23 protein-coding genes and 1 pseudogene are annotated in these 19,246 nt (G+C 63.8%); 15 read left to right on the top strand and 9 right to left on the bottom strand.

Annotated elements, in window-relative coordinates; translation table 11 throughout:
* Nucleotides 1–15 precede the first annotated feature (15 nt).
* Nucleotides 16–417 carry a hypothetical protein gene (locus ACZ1G8_RS07525; protein ID WP_472678851.1) on the top strand — a complete coding sequence of 134 codons (402 nt, stop codon included), beginning with the start codon at nt 16–18 and terminating at the stop codon, nt 415–417.
* Here ACZ1G8_RS07525 and ubiB read toward each other — a convergent pair.
* Together ubiB and ACZ1G8_RS07515 are read right to left on the bottom strand one after the other, a co-directional pair.
* Nucleotides 395–1,957 (bottom strand): 2-polyprenylphenol 6-hydroxylase, encoded by a 1,563-nt coding sequence (ubiB, locus tag ACZ1G8_RS07520; protein WP_472678850.1) that lies wholly within the window; start codon nt 1,955–1,957, stop codon nt 395–397. The two genes, ACZ1G8_RS07525 and ubiB, sit on opposite strands and share 23 nt — an antisense overlap.
* A gap of 3 nt (nt 1,958–1,960) precedes the next feature.
* Entirely contained in the window at nt 1,961–2,692 is a 732-nt protein-coding gene (locus ACZ1G8_RS07515; protein ID WP_472678849.1) for a class I SAM-dependent methyltransferase, read from the bottom strand.
* Between the two features lie 56 nt (nt 2,693–2,748).
* Between ACZ1G8_RS07515 and mutM the strand changes: the two genes are divergently transcribed.
* Both mutM and ACZ1G8_RS07505 read left to right on the top strand, forming a co-directional pair.
* A complete protein-coding gene (mutM, locus tag ACZ1G8_RS07510) occupies nt 2,749–3,564 on the top strand; it encodes a bifunctional DNA-formamidopyrimidine glycosylase/DNA-(apurinic or apyrimidinic site) lyase (RefSeq protein WP_472678848.1) in 816 nt (271 codons plus the stop codon).
* Nucleotides 3,565–3,570: 6 nt separating this feature from the next.
* Nucleotides 3,571–3,984: a hypothetical protein gene (locus tag ACZ1G8_RS07505; protein ID WP_472678847.1), complete on the top strand. Its 414-nt coding sequence runs from the start codon at nt 3,571–3,573 to the stop codon at nt 3,982–3,984.
* Nucleotides 3,985–3,997: 13 nt separating this feature from the next.
* Here ACZ1G8_RS07505 and ACZ1G8_RS07500 read toward each other — a convergent pair whose 3' ends face one another.
* From ACZ1G8_RS07500 to ACZ1G8_RS07490, 3 genes are all read right to left on the bottom strand, one after another.
* On the bottom strand, nt 3,998–4,669 hold the full coding sequence (locus tag ACZ1G8_RS07500; protein ID WP_472678846.1) for a glutathione S-transferase family protein: 672 nt from the start codon (nt 4,667–4,669) through the stop codon (nt 3,998–4,000).
* Nucleotides 4,670–4,751: 82 nt separating this feature from the next.
* Nucleotides 4,752–5,198 carry a hypothetical protein gene (locus ACZ1G8_RS07495; RefSeq protein WP_472678845.1) on the bottom strand — a complete coding sequence of 149 codons (447 nt, stop codon included), beginning with the start codon at nt 5,196–5,198 and terminating at the stop codon, nt 4,752–4,754.
* Between the two features lie 76 nt (nt 5,199–5,274).
* Entirely contained in the window at nt 5,275–5,664 is a 390-nt protein-coding gene (locus ACZ1G8_RS07490) for a hypothetical protein (RefSeq protein WP_472678844.1), read from the bottom strand.
* A gap of 95 nt (nt 5,665–5,759) precedes the next feature.
* Between ACZ1G8_RS07490 and ACZ1G8_RS07485 the strand changes: the two genes are divergently transcribed.
* Genes ACZ1G8_RS07485 through fghA form a run of 5 tightly spaced genes read left to right on the top strand, consistent with a single transcriptional unit; the run spans nt 5,760 to nt 9,100 of the window.
* Nucleotides 5,760–6,869, top strand: a complete 1,110-nt coding sequence (locus ACZ1G8_RS07485) for an S-(hydroxymethyl)glutathione dehydrogenase/class III alcohol dehydrogenase (protein ID WP_472678843.1) — start codon at nt 5,760–5,762, stop codon at nt 6,867–6,869.
* Nucleotides 6,869–7,222 carry a cupin domain-containing protein gene (locus ACZ1G8_RS07480; RefSeq protein ID WP_472678842.1) on the top strand — a complete coding sequence of 118 codons (354 nt, stop codon included), beginning with the start codon at nt 6,869–6,871 and terminating at the stop codon, nt 7,220–7,222. The genes ACZ1G8_RS07485 and ACZ1G8_RS07480 overlap by 1 nt, the downstream gene beginning before the upstream one ends.
* A gap of 13 nt (nt 7,223–7,235) precedes the next feature.
* Complete coding sequence (locus ACZ1G8_RS07475; RefSeq protein WP_472678841.1) at nt 7,236–7,616, top strand: VOC family protein; 381 nt, start codon at nt 7,236–7,238, stop codon at nt 7,614–7,616.
* Entirely contained in the window at nt 7,613–8,125 is a 513-nt protein-coding gene (locus ACZ1G8_RS07470) for a prolyl-tRNA synthetase associated domain-containing protein (RefSeq protein ID WP_472678840.1), read from the top strand. Before ACZ1G8_RS07475 ends, ACZ1G8_RS07470 begins: the two co-directional genes overlap by 4 nt.
* A gap of 15 nt (nt 8,126–8,140) precedes the next feature.
* Nucleotides 8,141–9,100, top strand: a complete 960-nt coding sequence (fghA, locus tag ACZ1G8_RS07465) for an S-formylglutathione hydrolase (RefSeq protein WP_472678839.1) — start codon at nt 8,141–8,143, stop codon at nt 9,098–9,100.
* Nucleotides 9,101–9,107: 7 nt separating this feature from the next.
* On the opposite strand, the pseudogene ACZ1G8_RS07460 reads toward fghA, so the two are convergent.
* A pseudogene (locus ACZ1G8_RS07460) lies at nt 9,108–9,176 on the bottom strand (hypothetical protein); the annotation flags it as partial.
* A gap of 288 nt (nt 9,177–9,464) precedes the next feature.
* Nucleotides 9,465–9,830 (bottom strand): SpoIIAA family protein, encoded by a 366-nt coding sequence (locus ACZ1G8_RS07455; RefSeq protein ID WP_472678838.1) that lies wholly within the window; start codon nt 9,828–9,830, stop codon nt 9,465–9,467.
* A gap of 160 nt (nt 9,831–9,990) precedes the next feature.
* Here ACZ1G8_RS07455 and ACZ1G8_RS07450 point away from each other — a divergent pair, with 160 nt between their 5' ends.
* Nucleotides 9,991–10,974: a L,D-transpeptidase family protein gene (locus ACZ1G8_RS07450; RefSeq protein WP_472678837.1), complete on the top strand. Its 984-nt coding sequence runs from the start codon at nt 9,991–9,993 to the stop codon at nt 10,972–10,974.
* 24 nt (nt 10,975–10,998) lie between these two features.
* Here the strand turns inward: ACZ1G8_RS07450 and ACZ1G8_RS07445 are convergent, their stop codons facing one another.
* Together ACZ1G8_RS07445 and ACZ1G8_RS07440 are read right to left on the bottom strand one after the other, a co-directional pair.
* The gene (locus ACZ1G8_RS07445; RefSeq protein ID WP_472678836.1) at nt 10,999–11,577 is read right to left on the bottom strand and encodes a hypothetical protein; all 579 of its coding nucleotides are present in this window, start codon (nt 11,575–11,577) and stop codon (nt 10,999–11,001) included.
* Between the two features lie 124 nt (nt 11,578–11,701).
* Complete coding sequence (locus ACZ1G8_RS07440) at nt 11,702–12,922, bottom strand: polyhydroxyalkanoate depolymerase (protein ID WP_472678835.1); 1,221 nt, start codon at nt 12,920–12,922, stop codon at nt 11,702–11,704.
* Between the two features lie 162 nt (nt 12,923–13,084).
* On the opposite strand from ACZ1G8_RS07440, the gene ACZ1G8_RS07435 reads away from it, so the two are divergent.
* The 6 genes from ACZ1G8_RS07435 to ACZ1G8_RS07410 all read left to right on the top strand — a co-directional run bounded on the left by ACZ1G8_RS07435 (nt 13,085) and on the right by ACZ1G8_RS07410 (nt 19,240).
* Nucleotides 13,085–14,896 carry an ABC transporter transmembrane domain-containing protein gene (locus tag ACZ1G8_RS07435; RefSeq protein WP_472678834.1) on the top strand — a complete coding sequence of 604 codons (1,812 nt, stop codon included), beginning with the start codon at nt 13,085–13,087 and terminating at the stop codon, nt 14,894–14,896.
* A 128-nt stretch (nt 14,897–15,024) separates the two neighbouring features.
* Nucleotides 15,025–17,151: a M13 family metallopeptidase gene (locus ACZ1G8_RS07430; protein ID WP_472678833.1), complete on the top strand. Its 2,127-nt coding sequence runs from the start codon at nt 15,025–15,027 to the stop codon at nt 17,149–17,151.
* Nucleotides 17,152–17,358: 207 nt separating this feature from the next.
* Nucleotides 17,359–18,153 carry an undecaprenyl-diphosphate phosphatase gene (locus ACZ1G8_RS07425; RefSeq protein ID WP_472678832.1) on the top strand — a complete coding sequence of 265 codons (795 nt, stop codon included), beginning with the start codon at nt 17,359–17,361 and terminating at the stop codon, nt 18,151–18,153.
* A gap of 102 nt (nt 18,154–18,255) precedes the next feature.
* Nucleotides 18,256–18,510: a GlsB/YeaQ/YmgE family stress response membrane protein gene (locus tag ACZ1G8_RS07420; RefSeq protein ID WP_472678831.1), complete on the top strand. Its 255-nt coding sequence runs from the start codon at nt 18,256–18,258 to the stop codon at nt 18,508–18,510.
* 76 nt (nt 18,511–18,586) lie between these two features.
* Complete coding sequence (locus ACZ1G8_RS07415) at nt 18,587–18,832, top strand: hypothetical protein (RefSeq protein WP_472678830.1); 246 nt, start codon at nt 18,587–18,589, stop codon at nt 18,830–18,832.
* Nucleotides 18,833–18,994: 162 nt separating this feature from the next.
* A complete protein-coding gene (locus tag ACZ1G8_RS07410) occupies nt 18,995–19,240 on the top strand; it encodes a hypothetical protein (protein ID WP_472678829.1) in 246 nt (81 codons plus the stop codon).
* The last annotated feature ends 6 nt before the right edge of the window (nt 19,241–19,246 follow it).

Below are 19,246 nucleotides of genomic sequence, written 5' to 3'. Positions count from 1 at the left end.
GAGAGGGGATTTGCCGTGCATTTCATACTTGCCGCATTGCTGGCGCTGGGCGCCTTGCTGGACCTTGCCCTTGGCGCGAGCTTCTTCGTCGACCCGGCCGCTGCAGGCGTGGATTTCGGGCTGCAATCGCCCACACCCATGGGATTATCCGCTATGCGCGGCGATTTCGCGGCCTTTTTCTGGGTCGCCGCGATCAGCATGGGCATCGGTGCATGGAAGCGCCGCGCTGACGTGCTCTGGCCCGCGCTCGCGCTGTTCACCATCGCCTTTTCCGGGCGCCTGGTGAACCTGATCGTGGTCGGAGATTACGACGGCTGGTGGCAGCCGATGACGGTGGAAGCGCTCCACATCATCGTGATCGGCCTCGCAATCAGGGCCTTCCCCTGGAACGGGACTAGCCCAGCAGCCCCTGCGTAACAGCGAGCCAGGCGGCCGCGCCGCCGGCTGCGAATACCGCGATATAGCCGAGCCAGCCGCGCCGGTCCTGCCGGCGCTGCTTGCGTTCCCACATGATCTCGACCTCGGGTAGCGGCGGCGGCTCGGGCGCGCCGCCCTTGGGCGGGAAGCGGTCCTCGATCCGGCGCACGAGGTCGGGAATGCGCAGCAGCGTCGCGGTATCTTCCTTGATCCGGTCCGCAATCGCTGCTTCAGGCCCCAGTTCGTCGCGGATCCAGCTGCGCACATAGGGCGCTGACGTGTCCCACATATTGATGCTGGGATTGAGCTGAGTGGCGATGCCTTCGACCATCACCATGGTCTTTTGCAGGAGCAGCAAATGCGGCTGCGTCTGCATGTCGAAATCGCGCGTGATGGCGAAGAGCCCGTCGAGCATCTGGCCGACCGAAAGCTCGCTCACCGGCTTGCCGCGCATCGGCTCGCCCACCGCCCTCAGCGCCGTCGCGAACTCGTCGACATTGTGATAGCTCGGCACGTATTGCGCCTCGAAATGGATTTCGGCGACGCGTTTGTAGTTGCCCGTCGTGAGCCCGTAGAGGATTTCTGCCAGCCACATGCGCGCGCGCCGGTCGATCCGGCCCATGATGCCGAAGTCGATCGCGGCAATGGTCCCGTCCGGTTTCACGAACAGGTTCCCCTGGTGCATGTCCGCGTGGAAGAAACCGGCGGCGATCGCCTGCTTGAGGAAAGCGAGGACGAGGCGGCTCGCCAGCTCGTCGGTATCGTGGCCCGCAGCGCGGATCGCCTCGGTATTGCTGATCTTGATCCCGTCGATCCAGTCGACGGTCATCACGCGGCCATTGGTGCGGTCCCAGTCGATACCGGGAATCTCGTAGCCCTCGGTTCCGACCATGTGTTCGGCGAGTTCGGAGGCGCTGGCTGCCTCGCGGCGCAGGTCCAGCTCGCGATTGGTCCAGCGCTTGAAATTGGCGATGACCAGCCGCGGGCGCAGTCGCGCAGCTTCGCCGCCCATCGCCTCGACATGCGCTGCGGCCCACTCATAGGTGTCGATATCGCGCGCGAACTGCTCGCGGACGCCCGGGCGCAGCACCTTGACCGCTACTTTCTTGCCGTCGGTCGTGACCGCGCGGTGGACCTGCGCGATCGAGGCCGCGCCGACCGGCTGGGGATCGAATTCGGAATAGAGGGCTTCGAGGGGCTGCTCGAAGCTCGCCTCGATGCTCTGCTTGATCTTGTCGAAGCCTACCGGCGGCAGATCGTCCTGCAGCTTCAGCAAGTTGCGCGCGGCATCCTCGCCCACGAGGTCGGGGCGGGTCGCCAGCGTCTGGCCGAGCTTGATCGCCGCAGGGCCGATCTCGCGAAAGGCACCGGCATAGTCCGGCTCCTTCGGCTGGATCGTGCCGAAGCGGGCGATCCGCACCAGCCGCTTGACCGGCGGCGGCGTATTGGGATCGCGCTCGATCCCGCGCAGCGCACCATGGCGCGCGAGCGTGCGGCCCCACTTCAGCAGCCGCCAGATATGCGTAGCGGGTCTGGCCACCTGCTAGACCTTCCACCCCGAATGGATGTTGACCGCGCCGCCGAGGATCTTCTCGACCCGCGTATTCGCAAAGCCCGCATCGCGGATCATCGCCTCGAATTCGGGCGGCCTCGGGAAGCGGCGGATCGATTCGGCGAGGTAGCGATAGCTCTCCTCGTCATTGGCGATCGCCTTGCCGATCTTGGGCATAAGCTGGTGCGAATAGAGGTCGTAGACTTCCTTGAAGCCGGGCCAGTCGGTCTGGCTGAATTCCATGCAATAGAAGCGCCCGCCGTACTTGAGCACGCGGTGCGCTTCCTTCAGTGCCTTGTCGATGAAGGTCACGTTCCGGATGCCGAACACGATCGTGTAGGCATCGAAAGTGCGGCTCGAGAACGCCAGCTCCTCGGCGTTCTGGCGGCTCCAGACGAGGCCGTCGATCCCGCGCTCCATCGCGCGTTCGATGCCGACGTCGAGCATGTCCTGGTTGATGTCGCTGACGGTAACGCTCGCGCCCTTTTCGGCCATGCGGAAGGCGATGTCGCCCGTGCCGCCTGCCATGTCGAGGATCTGCTCGCCCGGCTGCGGCTTCACGCGCTTGACGAAACGGTCCTTCCAAAGACGATGCATGCCGCCGCTCATCGCGTCGTTCATGATGTCGTACTTGGCGGCGACGCTCGAAAAGATCTCGCCTACGCGGCCGGTCTTCTCGCTCGCATCGATATCTTCGTAGCCGAAGGAAACGGTGTCATTCATAGGGTGGGGCCTTAGGGGGAATTGAGCGGAGCGCAAAGGGTGTTAGAGGGTATTTCATGCCCGAATTACCTGAAGTCGAAACAACGGTGCGCGGCCTTGCGCGGTTCCTCGAAGGCGAGACGATCACGCGGGTGACCGTTAACCGGCCCGATATGCGCCGCCCCTTCCCGCCCGACCTGGTGCAGGCACTGACCGGCGCGAGCGTGACGCATCTGACGCGGCGGGCGAAATACGGCCTGATCCACACCAGCCGCGACCATGCGATGGTGTTCCACCTCGGCATGAGCGGGCGCTGGCGGATCGACCCGGAGGCAGACGAGAAGCACGACCATCTCGTGATCGAGACCGCGGGCCACCGCTTCGCGCTCAACGATCCGCGCCGTTTCGGCTCGGTGGACCTGATGACCAATGGCGAGCTGGTAACCTGGAAACCCTTCGCCGCGCTGGGGCCGGAGCCGCTGGGCGACGATCTCACCCCCGAACACTTGCGCGAGGCGACGCGCGGGCGCAAGCAGGCGATCAAGCTGCTGCTGCTCGACCAGAGCATCGTGGCGGGCCTCGGCAATATCTATGTCTGCGAGGCGCTGTGGCACGCGGGGATCCACCCGCGAAAGGCCGGCGGCAAGGTGACCATGCCGCAGCTCCGCCGCCTCGTCCCCGCGATCAAGGACGTGCTGGAGCGCTCCATCCGAGACGGCGGCAGCACCTTGCGCGATTTCGCCCAGCCCGACGGAAACTTGGGCTATTTCGCCACCCGCTTCCACGTCTACGGCCGCGAGGGCGAGCCCTGCCACCACGAGGACGGCGGCACGATCCGCCGCATCGTGCAGGGCGGGCGCAGCACGTGGTTTTGTCCGGTTTGTCAGAAGTAGACTGAGATGTCGGATCTTTCGAAGACAGTCTCGGAAGGCATGAACCGCGCTTCCAGCGCCTTCACAGGCATCGTAGGCCCCAAAGGCTTTCGACGCGGAAGCGGCCGTAAGTGGGTCCGCCTGGTTGACGGTTGCGAAGAGCAGATTTCGATTACCCGAAGCGGCGCGACTTACGGGGCGCCAGCGAGCGCCAGCGTCATGCTGCAGGTAGCGCTATCTTCCCGCCAATTGCCCGATGGCGCGGCCATTCACTTGAGCCATCACGAGACGGAAAGAATCCGCAGGTCGACGGGCTATTGCTACCACCACAGATTCAATGCGGATACGGGCAGCACCTTCGATCGGTGTGTCGAAGAACTGGGAATGTTCGTTGAGGAAGTCGCCGAACCGTGGTTCCGCGAGCGACGCGCTGCGAGCTAGTTAGCCCCGGGCCTCACAAATCCAGCGAGGCATATTCCCGTGGCGGGGGCAGGCCGTCCATCTTCTCGCTCAGCAGCGGGCGGAAGCTGGGGCGGCTTTTCATGACCATGTACCAGCCCTGGGCCTGCTCGTGGCCGCGCCAGTCGATCCCGCCGAGATAGTCGACCACCGAGAGATGCGCCGCGCAGGTGAGGTCGGCAAGGCTCAGCTGCGGCCCCGCGAGCCATTGGCGCGTGTCGACCAGCCAGTCGATATAGTCGAGGTGGCCGTGCAGCATCCGGCCCATCTGGCGCAGCACCTGGCCGTCGGGCGGCTGGCGCAGGATAATGCGCTTCTTCATCTTCTCGTGCAGCGCGGGCTCGGTCACATCGGCGTAGAAATTCTCGTCGAACAGCGCGACGAGGCGGCGGATTTCCGCGCGCTGCCGCGCCCCGCCAGAAATCATCGGCTTACGCTCGACCGTCTCCTCGAGGAATTCGCAGATCGCCTGGCTGTCGCACAGCGTCACGCCGCGTGCGGCATCGTGCAGCACCGGTGTGCGGCCCGCCGGATTGAGCTGCCAGAAGGCATCGCGCCCTTCCCACGGGTTCTCGCGCACGAGCTCGTAGGCAACCGACTTCTCCGCCATGACGAGGCGGAGTTTCCGGCTGAAAGGACACAAAGGGAATTGGTGGAGCTGCCACATGCTGGCCAATGCTATTGCATTAGCTGCACCCGCGCGTCCACCAGTCCAATGGGGGTAGGCGAAGTTTTTTCGCTACAGCGCCTTAGGGGTTTTCGGGCGCGGCCTCTTTCATGCGCTCGGCCATGTCCTCGAGCGCGGGCTTCATCGCCTCGAAGGCTTCGGACAGAGCGGCCATGCTTTCCATAGCGCGCGGCAGGTTGCGCTCGATTTCTTCCGGGATGCGGCCAGCCTCTGGCGCCATCGAGCGCAGCGTCGTGCCGGACGCGACCTCCGGTGCGTCTTCGCCCGCGGCCTGTCCCATCGCGTCCATCAGCGGGGCGAGCGGAAGGTCGAGCAGCACCTCGGCGAGCGAGCGGACCATCAGCGCGGTCTGGCGCTGGTATTCGGGATCGGCGAATTTCCCGGCCAGCTCGGCCTTTTCGTCTTCCTCCGCCAACTCGGGCGACGGCAGGTCGGCGTCCTGCGCGAACAAAGGAGCCGGTGCGGCAAATGCGGCCAGCGAAAGGGCGAGAGGCAACGTCTTACGCATGGGGAGATCCCTCCGGGGTTTCTGCGACTCGCGCAGACCTAGGCGGAGGGCGCTGAAAGCGGGCTGAACGGAGCGCTCAGAGGCCCGATGCGTCGAGCAGGGTCAGGCAAGCGGGCATGATCTCGTCGATCGCCTCGAAATCGTGCCCGCCATCGGTTTCAAGCGAAGCCATCTGCTGTCCGACATGGCTGACGATCACGGGCCGCGTGAACCGCTCGTCCTCCATGATCCTCGCCGTGGTGCGCACGAAGAACTCGCGGCCGCGCGGTGCAATCGTGGGATAGGCGAGCGCGCGCTCGTCATTACGGGACTGGTAGCCGTCGACGATCCCGAAGACGACACCGCAGCGCAAATTGGTCTGCTGCTCGAGCGTGAGCGCGGGAAGATCGACCGGCGCGTCCGCTTCCTGTGCGGCCAGCGAGACCGGAAGGACGAGAGCGGCGAGAAGGATCAGGGGCCTGGTCATGCGCCGCATCCTAGAGAGATGCAGGTGAACGGCAAGCAACTTGCCCACCGCCCCGCGCTTCCCTACCCACTCGCCCAAGAGGAGATTCGTTTCAGATGAAAACCCGTGCAGCCGTCGCCTTCGAAGCCAAGCAGCCTCTGGAGATCGTCGAACTCGATCTCGAAGGCCCGAAAGACGGCGAGGTGCTGGTCGAGATCAAGGCGACGGGCATCTGCCACACCGATGCCTATACGCTCGACGGTTTCGACAGCGAGGGGATCTTCCCCAGCGTGCTCGGGCACGAAGGCTGCGGCGTGGTGCGCGAAGTCGGGAAGGGCGTGACCTCGGTCAAGCCGGGCGACCATGTGATCCCGCTCTACACGCCCGAATGCCGCCAGTGTAAGATGTGCCTTTCGGGCAAGACCAATTTGTGCAGCGCGATCCGCGAGACGCAAGGGAAAGGGCTCATGCCCGACGGCACGACGCGCTTCTCCTACAAGGGCCAGCCGATCTACCACTACATGGGCTGTTCGACCTTCTCGAATTACACCGTCCTGCCCGAGATCGCGGTCGCCAAGATCCGCGAGGACGCACCCTTCCACACCACCTGCTACGTCGGCTGCGGCGTGACGACGGGCGTGGGCGCGGTGGTCAACACGGCGCAGGTGAAGCCGGGCGACAATGTCGTGGTCTTCGGCCTCGGCGGCATCGGGCTGAACGTGATCCAGGGCGCGAAGATGGCCGGCGCGGACCGCATCGTGGGCGTCGACATCAACAATTCCAAGAAGGAGTGGGGCGAGAAGTTCGGCATGACCGACTTCGTCAATCCCAAGGAGACTTCTGACGTGGTCGCGCATCTCGTCGAAATGCTCGACGGCGGGGCGGACTACAGCTTCGACTGCACCGGCAATACCGACGTCATGCGGCAAGCGCTCGAATGCTGCCACAAGGGCTGGGGCACGAGCGTGATCATCGGCGTGGCCGAGGCAGGCAAGACCATCGAGACGCGGCCCTTCCAGCTGGTCACGGGCCGCAATTGGCGCGGCACGGCCTTCGGCGGGGCCAAGGGCCGCACCGACGTTCCCAAGATCGTGGACTGGTACATGAACGGGAAGATCGAGATCGACCCGATGATCACGCACGTCCTGAAGCTCGAAGAGATCAACAAGGGCTTCGACCTGATGCACGCAGGCGAAAGCATCCGCAGCGTGGTCGTCTACGACTGATGCCTGCCAAGGTGACCCTGGCCGAAAAGTTCGCTGGCTTCAGCGAGCACTGGGCGCCGCGCATCGTCGCGCGTTACGAGGGTCACGAGGTCCGCATCGCCAAGCTGGAAGGCGAGTTCGACTGGCACAGCCACACCCATGACGAGCTGTTCCTGTGCGTGGACGGCGAACTCGATATCGAGTTCCGCGACCGCACGGAAACGCTCTTGCCCGGCGACCTGCTGCTGATCGCGGCGGGCGAAGAACACAAGCCGGTGGCGCGCAAGGGCGAAGTGCAGGTCCTCCTGCTCGACCCCGAGAACGCGCCCAATACCGGAGACGAAGCTACTGCGACCAAGGCGGTCGAAGCATGAAGGAGAGAGACCGATGTACAGTCACATGATGGTGGGTTCGAACGACATGGAGCGTTCGAAGAAATTCTATGACGCGACCTTCAAGGCCATCGGCGGCCGCGAGGGCAGCATGGATCCCAAGGGCCGTCTCATCTACATGCACAATGGCGGGCTGTTCCTCGTAACGCCGCCGATCGACGGCAAGCCTGCAACGGCGGGCAACGGCTGCACCATCGGCTTCGCCATGACCCCCGAGCAGGCCGATGCCTGGCACGCAGCGGGCGTCGAAGCCGGCGGCACGGCAATCGAAGACCCGCCGGGCATCCGCGAAGGCAATGGCATGAAGATGTATCTCGCCTACCTGCGCGATCCGGACGGCAACAAGCTCTGCGCGCTGCACCGCGTAACCGATTGAGCGAGCGCGAACATCGCGGCGAAGCGGGATTGCGGGCCGACCTGAAGGCGCTCGCAATCCCCTTCGAGCAACACGAACACGAGGCCGTATTCACCGTCGAGGAAAGCCGCGAGATCAAGGCGAGCATCCCCGGCGAGCATACCAAAAACCTGTTCCTGAAAGATGCGGGCGGCGACTTCTGGCTGGTCGCCGTGCCTGCCGAGATGCGCGTGAACCTCAAGGGGCTGCCCGCCGCCATCGGCTGCAAGCGCGTGAGCTTCGGCAAGCCCGAGGCGATGGAGCGCCTCTTGGGCCTCACGCCCGGCTCGGTCACGCCGCTGGGCGCGATCAACGCGGAGCCCGGCAGCATTACCGTGGTGCTAGACCGCGGTCTTGCCCGGGCGGAGCGCATCAATGTCCACCCCCTTCGCAATACCGCGACCATCGGCCTGTCCGGCGCGGACACCTTGCGGCTGCTCGAGCATTGGGGGCATGCGCCGCTCGTCGCTGACATTCCCGCGCAGGACTGACTTCCAGGATACCCAATGACGCTCGAATACCTTTCGCAGAACAAGGCCTTCGGGGGCGACCAGTTCGTCCTTTCGCACCACTCGGAAGCGACGGGGACCGAGATGACCTTTTCGGTCTATGTCCCGCCGCATGAGGAAGGCGCGAAGCTGCCGGTGCTGTGGTATCTGTCAGGCCTCACCTGCACCCATGCAAACGTCACCGAGAAGGGCGAATACCGGCGGGCCTGCGCCGAGCATGGCGTGATCTTCGTCGCGCCCGACACCTCCTCTCGCGGCAAGGACGTGCCCGACACGGCAGACGAATATGACTTCGGCAAGGGCGCGGGCTTCTATGTCGATGCGACCCGCGAGCCGTGGTCGAAGCATTACCGCATGCGAAGCTATATCGAGGACGAGCTGCCCGCACTGATCGAGGCGAACTTCCCCGCCGACATGGCGCGCCAAGGCATCACCGGACATTCCATGGGCGGCCACGGAGCGCTGACGATCGCGCTTCGCAATCCGGAACGCTTCCGCTCGGTCAGTGCCTTCGCCCCCATCGTCGCGCCGAGCGAGGTGCCGTGGGGCGAAAAGGCGCTGTCACGCTATCTGGGCGAGGGCCGCGAGGCCTGGGCCGAATACGACGCAGTCGCGCTGATCGATAGCGGCGCGCGGGTAGACCACATGCTGGTCGACCAGGGCACGGCTGACAATTTCCTCGAGGAACAGCTCAAGACCGGTCTCCTCTCGATGGCCTGCGCCAAGGCAGGCATCCCCGCCGAAATCCGCATGCAGGAGGGCTACGACCACTCCTACTACTTCATCTCGACCTTCATGGCCGAACACGTGATGTGGCATGCGGAGCGATTGGGTTGGCGACGAACCCATGCCACCTGCCCTGACGTAGCCTCTTCTGCACGTGCTCCCGATATTCCGCCGCGCCTAGTGGCTTGCAGCACCGATGGCGGCGTGAATTGCAGTAGTGACAGGCCATAACGATGTTGGAAGCCAAATCGGTTCCCCCATCGCATTGAGGGATGAGGTGTTCCGCAGTTTGCTTAAACAAGGGCACCTGCTTGAGTGTCAGCCCATATTTTCCTGCAAACCTCTTTGGGTCTTTCGCCCACGTCGGCTGGCAGCAATAATGGCAGCGCCCACTCTGTTCAGCGGCCTTCCGGGTACGGATTTTATTCAGTTTTATAAACGCATCTCGCTTTGACGTTTTGGTCAAGCGGATGCGCAACGGCCGAAATTCAGGCCGCCCCTCTGTCGGGAGTTATATCTTGCGCTGGACGACGCTATCACGCCACCCCGCAGTCGATCTGCAAATAAGAATAAGCTTCGCGGCTGCAAGGGCTTGCTAAAGCGCCAACCATTCCTCCGCGACGTCCTGCTGATCGAGGTTGAAGCCCTTGATCTTGATGCCGGGGAAGACCGCGCCTTCGATCTCGGCGGCGTTCCTGAGCCATTCGGAATCGCTCAGCACCGCGCATTTGTCGAACGCGCCGAGCAGGCCGAAGAGCTTGGGCAGGCGGCTGAACTCGACGCCGATGGCGCCCAGTGTCGGCAGCTCGAAATTGCGGATGCGGTAGAGCATACGGCCGTGGGCGACGCCCTCCGACTTGGCGATCAGGTCGTCGAGCGCGCTGCGCATAATGTCGGCATCGATCTTGCCGTCGAGATCGATATCGACGCGGTTGGACGATAGCTTGGTAATGGTGAGCATGTGCACTTCCCCTCGTCAGGAAGAGCGACCCTCGGATTGACGGGGCTACCTTACCACTTTCCGCCTCCTGCCGCCAAGCGGGGCCGGACCCACTTTTGGGGCTATTGACCCGCACCGCGCGCTTGGACAGACTTCGCAATCCAAAGAGCGGGAGGAATTCATGCGTTTTACGGCCCTTGCATTGTCGATCGCAGCAGCCTGCGCGCCCGTTGCTGCTCTTGCACAAGGCGCTAAGGTCACCTCGCCCGTCGAGCTGGCCCAGCGCGCGAGCGAATTGAAGCCCGGCGAATGGGTCTGGGCTCCGGAAATTTCGCCCGATGGCCCGGTGGTGGTCTATGTCGACCTGTCGCGGCAGGTCGCGGATATCTATCGCAACGGGATCAGGATCGGAGTTTCGACCGTCTCCACCGGCAAGCCCGGGCACGAGACGCCGACCGGCGTTTTCAAGATCCTCCAGAAGGACCGCAACCACCATTCCTCGACCTATAACAACGCGCCGATGCCCTTCCAGCAACGGCTGACGTGGGACGGGGTTGCGCTGCACGCGGGCGGCCTGCCCGGCTATCCCGAGAGCCACGGCTGTGTGCACCTGCCCTACAATTTCGCGCACGAGCTGTTCGGCACTACCTCGATGGGCGGAACCGTGATCGTCCAAGGCCGCGCGGGTGCTCCGGTGAAAATTCCCGCGGCAGGGGTCCTGTCGCCGGCAACGGTCGAAGGCCTGCCGCAGGGTTACGAGCCGCTGCAATCCGCGTTCCGGTGGGAGGAAGTGGAAGGTGCCGAAGGCCCGCTGGCGGTGGTCATTTCGACCTCCGACCAGGAGATGGTCGTCATGCGCAACGGGATCGAGGTCGGCCGCTCGAGGGTCGAACTGCCCGGCGCGCCGAGTGCCACGATGGTCGCGACACTGACGGTCGATGCGCAAGGCTCGCCGCACTGGTCGCTCGTGCCGCTGCCCGGCCACGACAAGGACGACCCGCACGGTGTCGACGCGACGGCGCTTTCCCGCCTTCGCATGCCGCACGGAATGCTGACGCGGCTGAGGCGCGAAATGGCGCCTGGCACGCATGTCCTGATCACGCATGCACGCGTCAATGCCGAGACGACGGCAGTACCCATCACGGTGATGGCGGCTAACGAGTAGCGCCGCCCGGCCCGCGCGAGCCCATTACTCTTCTGCTGGCGCGATCCGGACCATGAGGTGTGCGTAGGGCGTGTCCTTCCACATGACATAGACCGGCTCGGACGTGTCATTGGTCATGTCCGCGTAGAGCGCGGGGTCAGGCAGGATGATCATCAGGTGGGGACCATCCTTGATCCACATGTTGTCATCCGTGGGTTCGGTCGCCGACGGATCGAGATTGCTGACACCCGGTGCGCCGCCCTCGCCGGCCAGCATGTAGGACATGCCGAACTTCCCGGTCGGGAAGGGCTCGCCAGCCTGCAGCGCACCCAGCGCTTCCATCCATACCGCGTCGTTGCACATCGGGCCCATGCCGGGAGTCTCGGCGATGCAGGTCCAGCCGTTGGTCCCTTCGCGGACGACATTGCCGTCGGCATCGAGCACCGTGGCGTTGTTGGTCACGTCTTCGGGACCTGCCGAGAGCGCGCTTTCTAGCGGGGTCTGTCCGGCGGTAGTCTCGGCGGCGGCACCGTCTGCGGCGCCGTTATCAGCCTCTTCGACCTTGCTGCAGCCGGCGGCGAGAGCGAGCAGCGCAATGGCTGCGAGAGCGTCGGATTTTCTCATGGTTTCCTCCCAATGAGCGACCCTCTCAATGGTAGGAATCATAGACCCGGCCGGCGCCTTTCGCAAAAGCACCGACAAGCCGTTCTTTAAGCGGGGTTTCCCCGAAGGAGCTGTGGAGTCGCCCTTACCCGTGCGCGGCGATGAATTCTTCGACCACGGGAGCGATCTTCCCGCGCCATTTGCTGCCGTTGAAGATGCCGTAGTGCCCGGCGCCTTCGGCCATATAGTAGCGCTTCTTCGCGTCCTTGAGGTTGGGAGTCAGGTCGAGCGCAGCCTTGGTCTGGCCGAGGCCCGAAATGTCGTCGCGTTCGCCCTCGATGGCGAGAAGCGCCGTCTCGGTGATGTCGCCGAGGTCAATACGCTTGCCGCGGTGCATGAAAGTGCCCTTGGGGATCGCATGGTCCTGGAAAACCTCCTGCACGGTCTGGAGGTAGAACTCCGCGGTCATGTCGCAGACGCTGCGATATTCGTCGTAGAAATCCTTGGTCGCCTGCGCGCTCGCCTCATCGCCCACGGTGAGGTGTTTGAACATCTCGTAGTGGCTCATCATGTGGTTGCCGAGGTTCATGCTCATGAAGCCGGCGAGCTGCATGAAGCCGGGATAGACCCGTCGTCCAGCGCCGCGATATTGCATCGGCACGGTGGCGATCACGTTCTGGCGGAACCACTCGATCGGGCGTTCCATCGCGAGGTCGTTGACGCTGGTAGGCGAGCAGCGCGTGTCGATCGGGCCGCCCATCATCGTGAGCGTCTTCGGTGTGCAGGGGTGCTTGTCGCGATTCATGATCGCGGTCGCGGCAAATACGGGCACCGAGGGCTGGCACACCGCCATCGCGTGCGCGCCGGGGCCGATGTGCTCGAGGAACTCGATCACGTAGTCCATGTAGTCGTCGAGGTCGAAATGGCCTTCGTGCAGCGGCACATTGCGCGCATCGGCCCAGTCGGTGACATAGACCGTGTATTCCTGCAGCATACGCTCGACCGTACCGCGCAGCAGTGTGGCGTAGTGGCCGCTCATCGGCGCGACGATCAGCAGGCGCGGCGCATCTTCGGGCAGGTCCTCGCGCCGGAAGCGCTTGAGATCGCCAAAGGGCTTGTTGACCACGGTCGCTTCCTCGACCGGGTGGTGTCGGCCGTCTGCCTCGACCGTTTCGATACCCCATGCAGGCTTGCCATAGGTCGCCGTGGCGTGGGCGAACACGTCGAGGGCGCTCGCGGCGACCGGCCCCATGCCCATGTAACCGAAAGGCAGCGATGGATTGGACAGCATCTCGGCACCAATCGAGGCCCAGGTGCTGGCGCTCGAAAGCCAGCTGCGCTGCAGTTCATAGGCGTGGTAAAGCATTCTCGTCCCCTGCGGCCCGCGCTTTTTATGTTCTCTGCGGGAGAAAGTCGGACGGCGGTTCTGCCCCGTGGATCGTCATTGTGCAATGCACAAACTGGGTAAAAGTGCCGGTAAGGCCGCTCTGCTGTGGATTTTGGGTAACGCGCACACTAGGTGGGCGGAATGGACGAGACGGGCGCCGGACAGAAGAAAAAGCGCAAGCTGTTCGCGCGGCGACGCAAGGGCGAGCCGCGTTCGCTGCGGCCCTTGCGCATGGTTTTTGCCGAAATGCGCAACTACCCGGGCCATGTCGCGATGGCTCTGGTCGCGCTCATCATCACCGCGGGCGCCACGCTGGCGATCCCGGCCGGGCTCCGGTACGTGGTCGACCAGGGGATGGGCGGTGATGGCTCGCAGCTCACCTTCTGGTTCGAGGTCCTGTTGGCCATCGTCGGCGTGCTGGCATTGGGCACGGCGCTGCGATTCTACTTCGTGAGCTGGCTGGGCGAGCGCGTGGTCGCCGATGTCCGCAAACGCGTGCAGCAGAACCTCCTGCGCCTCGCGCCGGGCTTCTACGAGGTGAACAGCCCCAAGGAAATCTCCAGCCGCATGACCAGCGACACGGCGCTGATCGAGACCATGGTCGGCACCACCGTATCTGTCGCCCTGCGCAACGTGCTCGTGGCGATCGGCGGGACGGCCTACCTCTTCTACCTCGTGCCGGGCCTGACCATCGGCCTCGTGCTCATTATCCCGCTGATCGTGATCCCGATCACGCTGTTCGGCCGCAGGCTGCGCAAAGTGAGCCGCACCAGCCAGGACCGCGTTGCCGATATCGGCGCGAATGTGACCGAAGTGCTTTCGGCGATGAAGATCGTGCAGGGCTTCAACCAGGAAAGCCGCGAGCACGCCCGCTTCGAGGACACGGTCGAGCGCACTTTTACCGTCGCCAAGCGCCGGATCATCATCCGTGCAGCTCTGACGGCCTGCATCATCCTGTTCATCTTCGGCGGCATCACCGTGCTCGTCTGGCGCGGAGCGGAAGCAGCCAATGACGGCGCCATCACCTATGGCACGATCGTCAGCTTCGTCTTCGCATCCGCGCTGGTAGCCGGTGCATTCGGCGCACTGACCGAGGTCTATGGCGACCTGTTGCGCGCCGCGGGTGCCGCCAGCCGCCTTTCGGAGCTGCTCGACGAGACGCCCGAGATCGCCGCGCCCGAAAAGCCCATGCCGCTGCCCGTGCCGCCGCGCGGCAGCCTCTCGTTCCGCAATGTCGACTTCCGCTATCCGACGCGGCCCGAAACCGCCGCGATCGAGGACTTCAGCCTTGAGGTCGAGCCGGGCGAGACGGTCGCCATCGTCGGCCCATCGGGCGCAGGCAAGTCGACCATCTTCCAGCTCGCAGAGCGTTTCTACGACCCGCAGGCCGGCACGGTGCGCCTCGACGGCATCCCGCTGACCAAGGCCGATCCGGCAGAAATCCGCAAGCGCATCGCCTTCGTCCCTCAGGAGGGCGTCCTGTTCTCCGCCAATGCGCGCGACAACCTGCGTTACGGCAATTGGGAGGCGAGCGACGAACAGGTCTGGGCAGCAGCCCGCGCTGCCAATGCGGCCGAGTTCCTCGAGAACCTGCCGCAGGGCCTCGACACGCATCTCGGCGAGAATGGAACCCAGCTTTCCGGCGGCCAGCGCCAGCGCATCGCGATCGCCCGCGCGTTGCTGCGCGATGCCCCGATCCTGCTCCTCGACGAAGCGACCAGCGCGCTCGATGCCGAAAGCGAACGGCTCGTGCAGGACGCGCTCGAGCACCTGATGGAAGACCGCACCACGCTGGTCATCGCGCACCGCCTCGCGACCGTACGCGCGGCTGATCGTATCGTGGTGATGGAAGAAGGGCGCATCGTCGAACAGGGCACGCACGACCAGCTTTCGGCCAATGGCGGGCTCTATGCGCGGCTTGCCAAACTGCAATTCGGCACCGAAACGGCTTGATTCCTCGACCAAGCCCGCGCTTCGCCCGACGAGCGGCAACTCCTTTGCTCCCGATCTGCTAGCCAGACTGCACGAGGTTTCGCGCGCCCTGGGAAGGCGCCGGACCGGACATTACCGGGAGTTACCAGATGACTAGGACACTATTCGCCGCAGGCGCATCCGCGCTTGCCCTGATGATGGCGGCACCCGCCGTTGCAGAAGAAGCCGAAACGGAAAGCACGGCGCCCACCATGGACTTCGGCACCTGGGGTGTCGGCACCTCGTTGATCGACCAGAGCGTCGATCCGGGCGACGATTTCAACGCCTACGTCAATGGCATCTGGATCTCCTCGAACGAGATCCCCGGCGACCGCCAGCGTTACGGCGCCTTCGACATGCTGCGTGAAGAGGCAATCTACGACGTCCGCCGACTGGTGAACGACCTTGCCGCCTCCAACCCGGAGCCCGGCACGGCTGCCCGCCGCATTGTCGATGCCTATAATTCCTACATGGATGTCGAGGCGATCGACGCATCGGGCCTCGCGCCCGCACAGCCCTATCTCAACCAGATCTTCGGCGCGCAGAGCCTCGATGATCTCGTCAAGCTGTTCGGCACTCCGGGCTACCCCTCGCTCGTGAGCGCAGGCGTCGGCATCGATGCCCGCAACCCGACGCAATATGCTGTCAGCATCGGCTTCGACGGCATGGGCCTGCCCGACCGCGACTATTACCTCGTCGATTCGGAAAGCAACCTGAAGATCCGCGAGGCCTATCTCGACTATCTCACCACCGTCCTCGGCGCCGCCGGCTATGCCGATGCGCGCGATGCGGCGGAATCGGTCTACGCCTTCGAAACGAAGGTCGCCGAGCTCGAATGGGCGCGCCAGATGCTGCGCCGTCCGCAGCTGACCTACAACGTTCTCACCCGTGAAGAACTGGCCGACATGGCCGGCGACTTCCCGATCGAAACCTTGCTTGCGACCGCGAAGTTCGACGGCGAGACCCGTTTCCTCGCCCGCCAGCTTCCGCCGACCGACGAAGAAATCGCCAATGAGAAGCTCACCGACGAGCAGAAGGCGATGATCGGTGGCGGCCTGCCCGGTATGATGGCATTGCTCACCGAAACTCCGCTGCCGACGCTTCAGGCCTATATGGCCAAGAGCTTCCTCGGCTCGAACGCGGCGCTGCTGTCGAGCGAGCTCGACGAGACCGTGTTCGATTTCTACGGCCGCACGATCAGTGGCCGCGAAGAGCAGCAGGATCGCTGGAAGCGCGGTATCTCGGCTGTCGAAGGCGCACTCGGCGAACAGCTCGGCGCGCTCTATGTCGAGCGTTACTTCCCGCCCGAGAGCAAGGCACGCATGGACACGCTGGTCGCCAACCTCCAGCGCGCCATGTCGGGCGCTCTCGACCGCAACGAGTGGATGACGCCCGCAACGATCGAAGAGGCGCGCGCCAAGCTCAACGGTTTCACCCCGATGATCGGCTATCCCGACGAGTTCGAGACCTATGAGGGCTTGGAAATCGATCCCACCGACCCGCTTGGCAATGCGATGAATGCGCGTGCCTGGAACGTCGAGGACAACCGCAAGCGGCTCGGAACCGAAGTCGATCCGACCGAGTGGGGCATGTTCCCGCAGACGGTGAACGCGTATTATTCGCCGCTCACCAACCGCATCGTCTTCCCCGCCGCGATCCTGCAGCCGCCGTTCTTCAACGCGCAAGCAGACGAGGCCGTAAACTACGGCGGCATCGGCGCTGTGATCGGTCACGAGATCGGCCACGGCTACGACGACCAGGGCAGCCAATTCGATGCCGAAGGCACGCTGCGCAACTGGTGGCAGGATGAAGACCGTGAGGGCTTCGAACAGTACACTGCCCGCATGGCCGAGTTCATCGAATCCTATTGCCCGGTCGACAGCCCGGAAGGCCCGGTCTGCCTGCGCGGCGGCCAGTCGATGGGTGAGACGCTCGGCGACGTGGTCGGCCTGCAGATGGCCTACCAGGCCTACAAGCTCTCGCTGAACGGCGAGGAAGCACCCGTGATCGACGGCCTTACCGGCGACCAGCGCTTCTTCCTCGGTTTCGCGCAGATATGGCGCGGGATGGAGCGCGAGGAATCGCTGCGAAACCGCGTGATGACCGCCAACCACCCGCCGGGCGAATTCCGCCTGAACAATGCGGTACGCCATATCGACGCTTGGTACGACGCCTTCAATGTCGGCCCCGAGGACGAGCTGTACCTGCCGCCCGAAGAGCGCATCAAGATCTGGTAAGACAAGCTCCAAGAGAGAGGAGTGGAACCCCGCCGGCCGATGGTCGGCGGGGTTTTTTACGGTCGGCGACCAGCCGACCGACAGGGCGACCGCCCGCCCGCAGCGGGTGCGGCTTGGCGCACGTCGAGCGAGGACGCGCCCGCAGAGGCGGGTGCGCAAAACAAAAGAAATTGACTTGGCAAGCCGTTCTGCCAATTCCCACGGCCCATGACCTTCCTTCAAGAATTGATCATCGCGATCGTCCAGGGCATCACCGAGTTCCTCCCGATTTCCTCCTCGGGACACCTCATCCTGATCCCGAAGCTGACTGATTTCCCGGACCAGGGACCGCTGATCGACGTGGCGGTCCACATCGGCTCGCTGCTCGCGATCATGCTTTACTTCCGGAAGGATGTGGCAGGCCTTGCACGCGGCGGTTTCGCCAGCGTCGGGCTCGGCAAGGACGACGAACAGCGCCGTCTGTTCTGGTTCATCGTCATCGGGACGATCCCGGCCGTACTCGCTGGATTGTTCATCAAGATGGGCGGCTATCTCGAAGGTTTCCGCTCGACCGACCTCGTAGCGACAAACCTCATCGTCTTCGGCATCCTGCTCGGCCTCGCCGACAAGTTCGGCAAGCAGACCAAGGCCTATGAGGACATGAGCCTCAAGGACGCGATCCTCGTCGGCTTGGCGCAGGCCATGGCGCTCATTCCCGGCACCAGCCGTTCGGGCGCCACGATGACTGCGGCGCGCGCGCTGGGCTACGGTCGCGTGGAATCGGCCCGCTTCTCCTTCCTGCTCGCAATCCCCGCCGTCGCTGGGGCGGGCCTGCTCGCCGCCTTCGACCTGTCCGAGGCGACTGCGCAGATGCAACAGGATGCGCTGGTTTCGGGCGTGCTGACCTTCTTCACAGCGCTGGCCACGATGATGTTCCTGATGAACTTCCTCAAGAAGGCCTCGATGATGGTGTTCGTGGTTTACCGCGTGCTGCTCGGAATGGCCCTTCTCCTGCTACTTTGAGGCACATTGCCGGCATTGTTCTGACACCTTTTAGTCACATTCTCGGAACCTTCCGCCGCACTCCGCTTTGATTGTGCAAGTGCAAACCGCAAGGAAGACTAGATGGGTCTGATTATCCTGATCGTTACCGGCGCCCTGTTGGGCTGGCTGGCCACGATCGCCCTGCAGATCGAGGAAGGACGCGGCATTCTTCGCAATGTCGTTGCCGGTATCGTCGGTTCGCTGGGTGTAGGGCTGGTCACGTCAGGAGGCGTTTTTCTCGGTGCCATCAAGGCATCGACGCTCCTGTGGGCCGTGTTGGGCGCCATCGTGGTAATCGGTTTGTACAACGTCGTGCGCGAACGGGCATTCCGCTGAGCGCTTGCCGACGCTTTCAATCAATCAGGAGCCCGGCCAAATCTTTCCGCGCTCCATCTTCAAAGGGGAAAACACAATGAAGTTCACCAAGACCGCACTCGTCGCATCGGCCGCAGCCATGAGCCTCGGCCTCGCAGCATGCGACAGCGCAGCCGAAAACCAGATGGAAGACGAAATCGAAGCGACCGAAGACGTGCGTGACGCACAGGTCGACGCCATGGAAGAGGCCGGCGAAATCACCGAAGACCAGGCCGACGTCATCGACGACCAGACCGACGCGATGGAAGAAAACGCGGAAGACGTGGTCGACGAGAGCATGTAAGCTAGGTCGTTCCTAACGGAATTCGAAGGGCCCCGGAGTGATCCGGGGCCCTTTTTGTCGGTCTGACCGGAACCAATGGGGCCGAACCACATTTTTGCCATGATTGGGAATGGTCGCGAGGTCGCGACGGGCTCTTCAATCGACTGGAAAAGGGGAATACCGATGAAATTCACCAAAACTGCTCTCGTCGCTTCGGCTGCTGCCATGAGCCTCGGCCTCGCTGCATGCGACGGCCCGCAGGAAGAAGCCATGGAAGACCAGGCTGAAGCCACCGAAACTGCCATGGAAAACGAAGCTGACGCGATGGAAGAAGCCGGCATGGAAGCCGAGGCCGACGCCATGAACGAAGCAGCTGACGAAGCTGAAGACAACATGGAAGAAGCTGCCGACGAATTGGACGGCATGTAATTCCAA

This window comes from Qipengyuania sp. BR81-2, from assembly GCF_055693895.1.
This window is presented reverse-complemented; position numbering and strand designations above follow the sequence as displayed.

Bases quoted from the DNA above. Each gene is read 5' to 3' on its own strand.
- ACZ1G8_RS07515 (WP_472678849.1), bottom strand. From the start codon at position 2,692: ATGAATGACACCGTTTCCTTCGGCTACGAAGATATCGATGCGAGCGAG.
- mutM (WP_472678848.1), top strand. From the start codon at position 2,749: ATGCCCGAATTACCTGAAGTCGAAACAACGGTGCGCGGCCTTGCGCGG.
- ACZ1G8_RS07505 (WP_472678847.1), top strand. From the start codon at position 3,571: ATGTCGGATCTTTCGAAGACAGTCTCGGAAGGCATGAACCGCGCTTCC.
- ACZ1G8_RS07500 (WP_472678846.1), bottom strand. From the start codon at position 4,669: ATGTGGCAGCTCCACCAATTCCCTTTGTGTCCTTTCAGCCGGAAACTC.
- ACZ1G8_RS07495 (WP_472678845.1), bottom strand. From the start codon at position 5,198: ATGCGTAAGACGTTGCCTCTCGCCCTTTCGCTGGCCGCATTTGCCGCA.
- ACZ1G8_RS07490 (WP_472678844.1), bottom strand. From the start codon at position 5,664: ATGACCAGGCCCCTGATCCTTCTCGCCGCTCTCGTCCTTCCGGTCTCG.
- ACZ1G8_RS07485 (WP_472678843.1), top strand. From the start codon at position 5,760: ATGAAAACCCGTGCAGCCGTCGCCTTCGAAGCCAAGCAGCCTCTGGAG.
- ACZ1G8_RS07480 (WP_472678842.1), top strand. From the start codon at position 6,869: ATGCCTGCCAAGGTGACCCTGGCCGAAAAGTTCGCTGGCTTCAGCGAG.
- ACZ1G8_RS07475 (WP_472678841.1), top strand. From the start codon at position 7,236: ATGTACAGTCACATGATGGTGGGTTCGAACGACATGGAGCGTTCGAAG.
- fghA (WP_472678839.1), top strand. From the start codon at position 8,141: ATGACGCTCGAATACCTTTCGCAGAACAAGGCCTTCGGGGGCGACCAG.
- ACZ1G8_RS07455 (WP_472678838.1), bottom strand. From the start codon at position 9,830: ATGCTCACCATTACCAAGCTATCGTCCAACCGCGTCGATATCGATCTC.
- ACZ1G8_RS07450 (WP_472678837.1), top strand. From the start codon at position 9,991: ATGCGTTTTACGGCCCTTGCATTGTCGATCGCAGCAGCCTGCGCGCCC.
- ACZ1G8_RS07445 (WP_472678836.1), bottom strand. From the start codon at position 11,577: ATGAGAAAATCCGACGCTCTCGCAGCCATTGCGCTGCTCGCTCTCGCC.
- ACZ1G8_RS07440 (WP_472678835.1), bottom strand. From the start codon at position 12,922: ATGCTTTACCACGCCTATGAACTGCAGCGCAGCTGGCTTTCGAGCGCC.
- ACZ1G8_RS07435 (WP_472678834.1), top strand. From the start codon at position 13,085: ATGGACGAGACGGGCGCCGGACAGAAGAAAAAGCGCAAGCTGTTCGCG.
- ACZ1G8_RS07430 (WP_472678833.1), top strand. From the start codon at position 15,025: ATGACTAGGACACTATTCGCCGCAGGCGCATCCGCGCTTGCCCTGATG.
- ACZ1G8_RS07425 (WP_472678832.1), top strand. From the start codon at position 17,359: ATGACCTTCCTTCAAGAATTGATCATCGCGATCGTCCAGGGCATCACC.
- ACZ1G8_RS07420 (WP_472678831.1), top strand. From the start codon at position 18,256: ATGGGTCTGATTATCCTGATCGTTACCGGCGCCCTGTTGGGCTGGCTG.
- ACZ1G8_RS07415 (WP_472678830.1), top strand. From the start codon at position 18,587: ATGAAGTTCACCAAGACCGCACTCGTCGCATCGGCCGCAGCCATGAGC.
- ACZ1G8_RS07410 (WP_472678829.1), top strand. From the start codon at position 18,995: ATGAAATTCACCAAAACTGCTCTCGTCGCTTCGGCTGCTGCCATGAGC.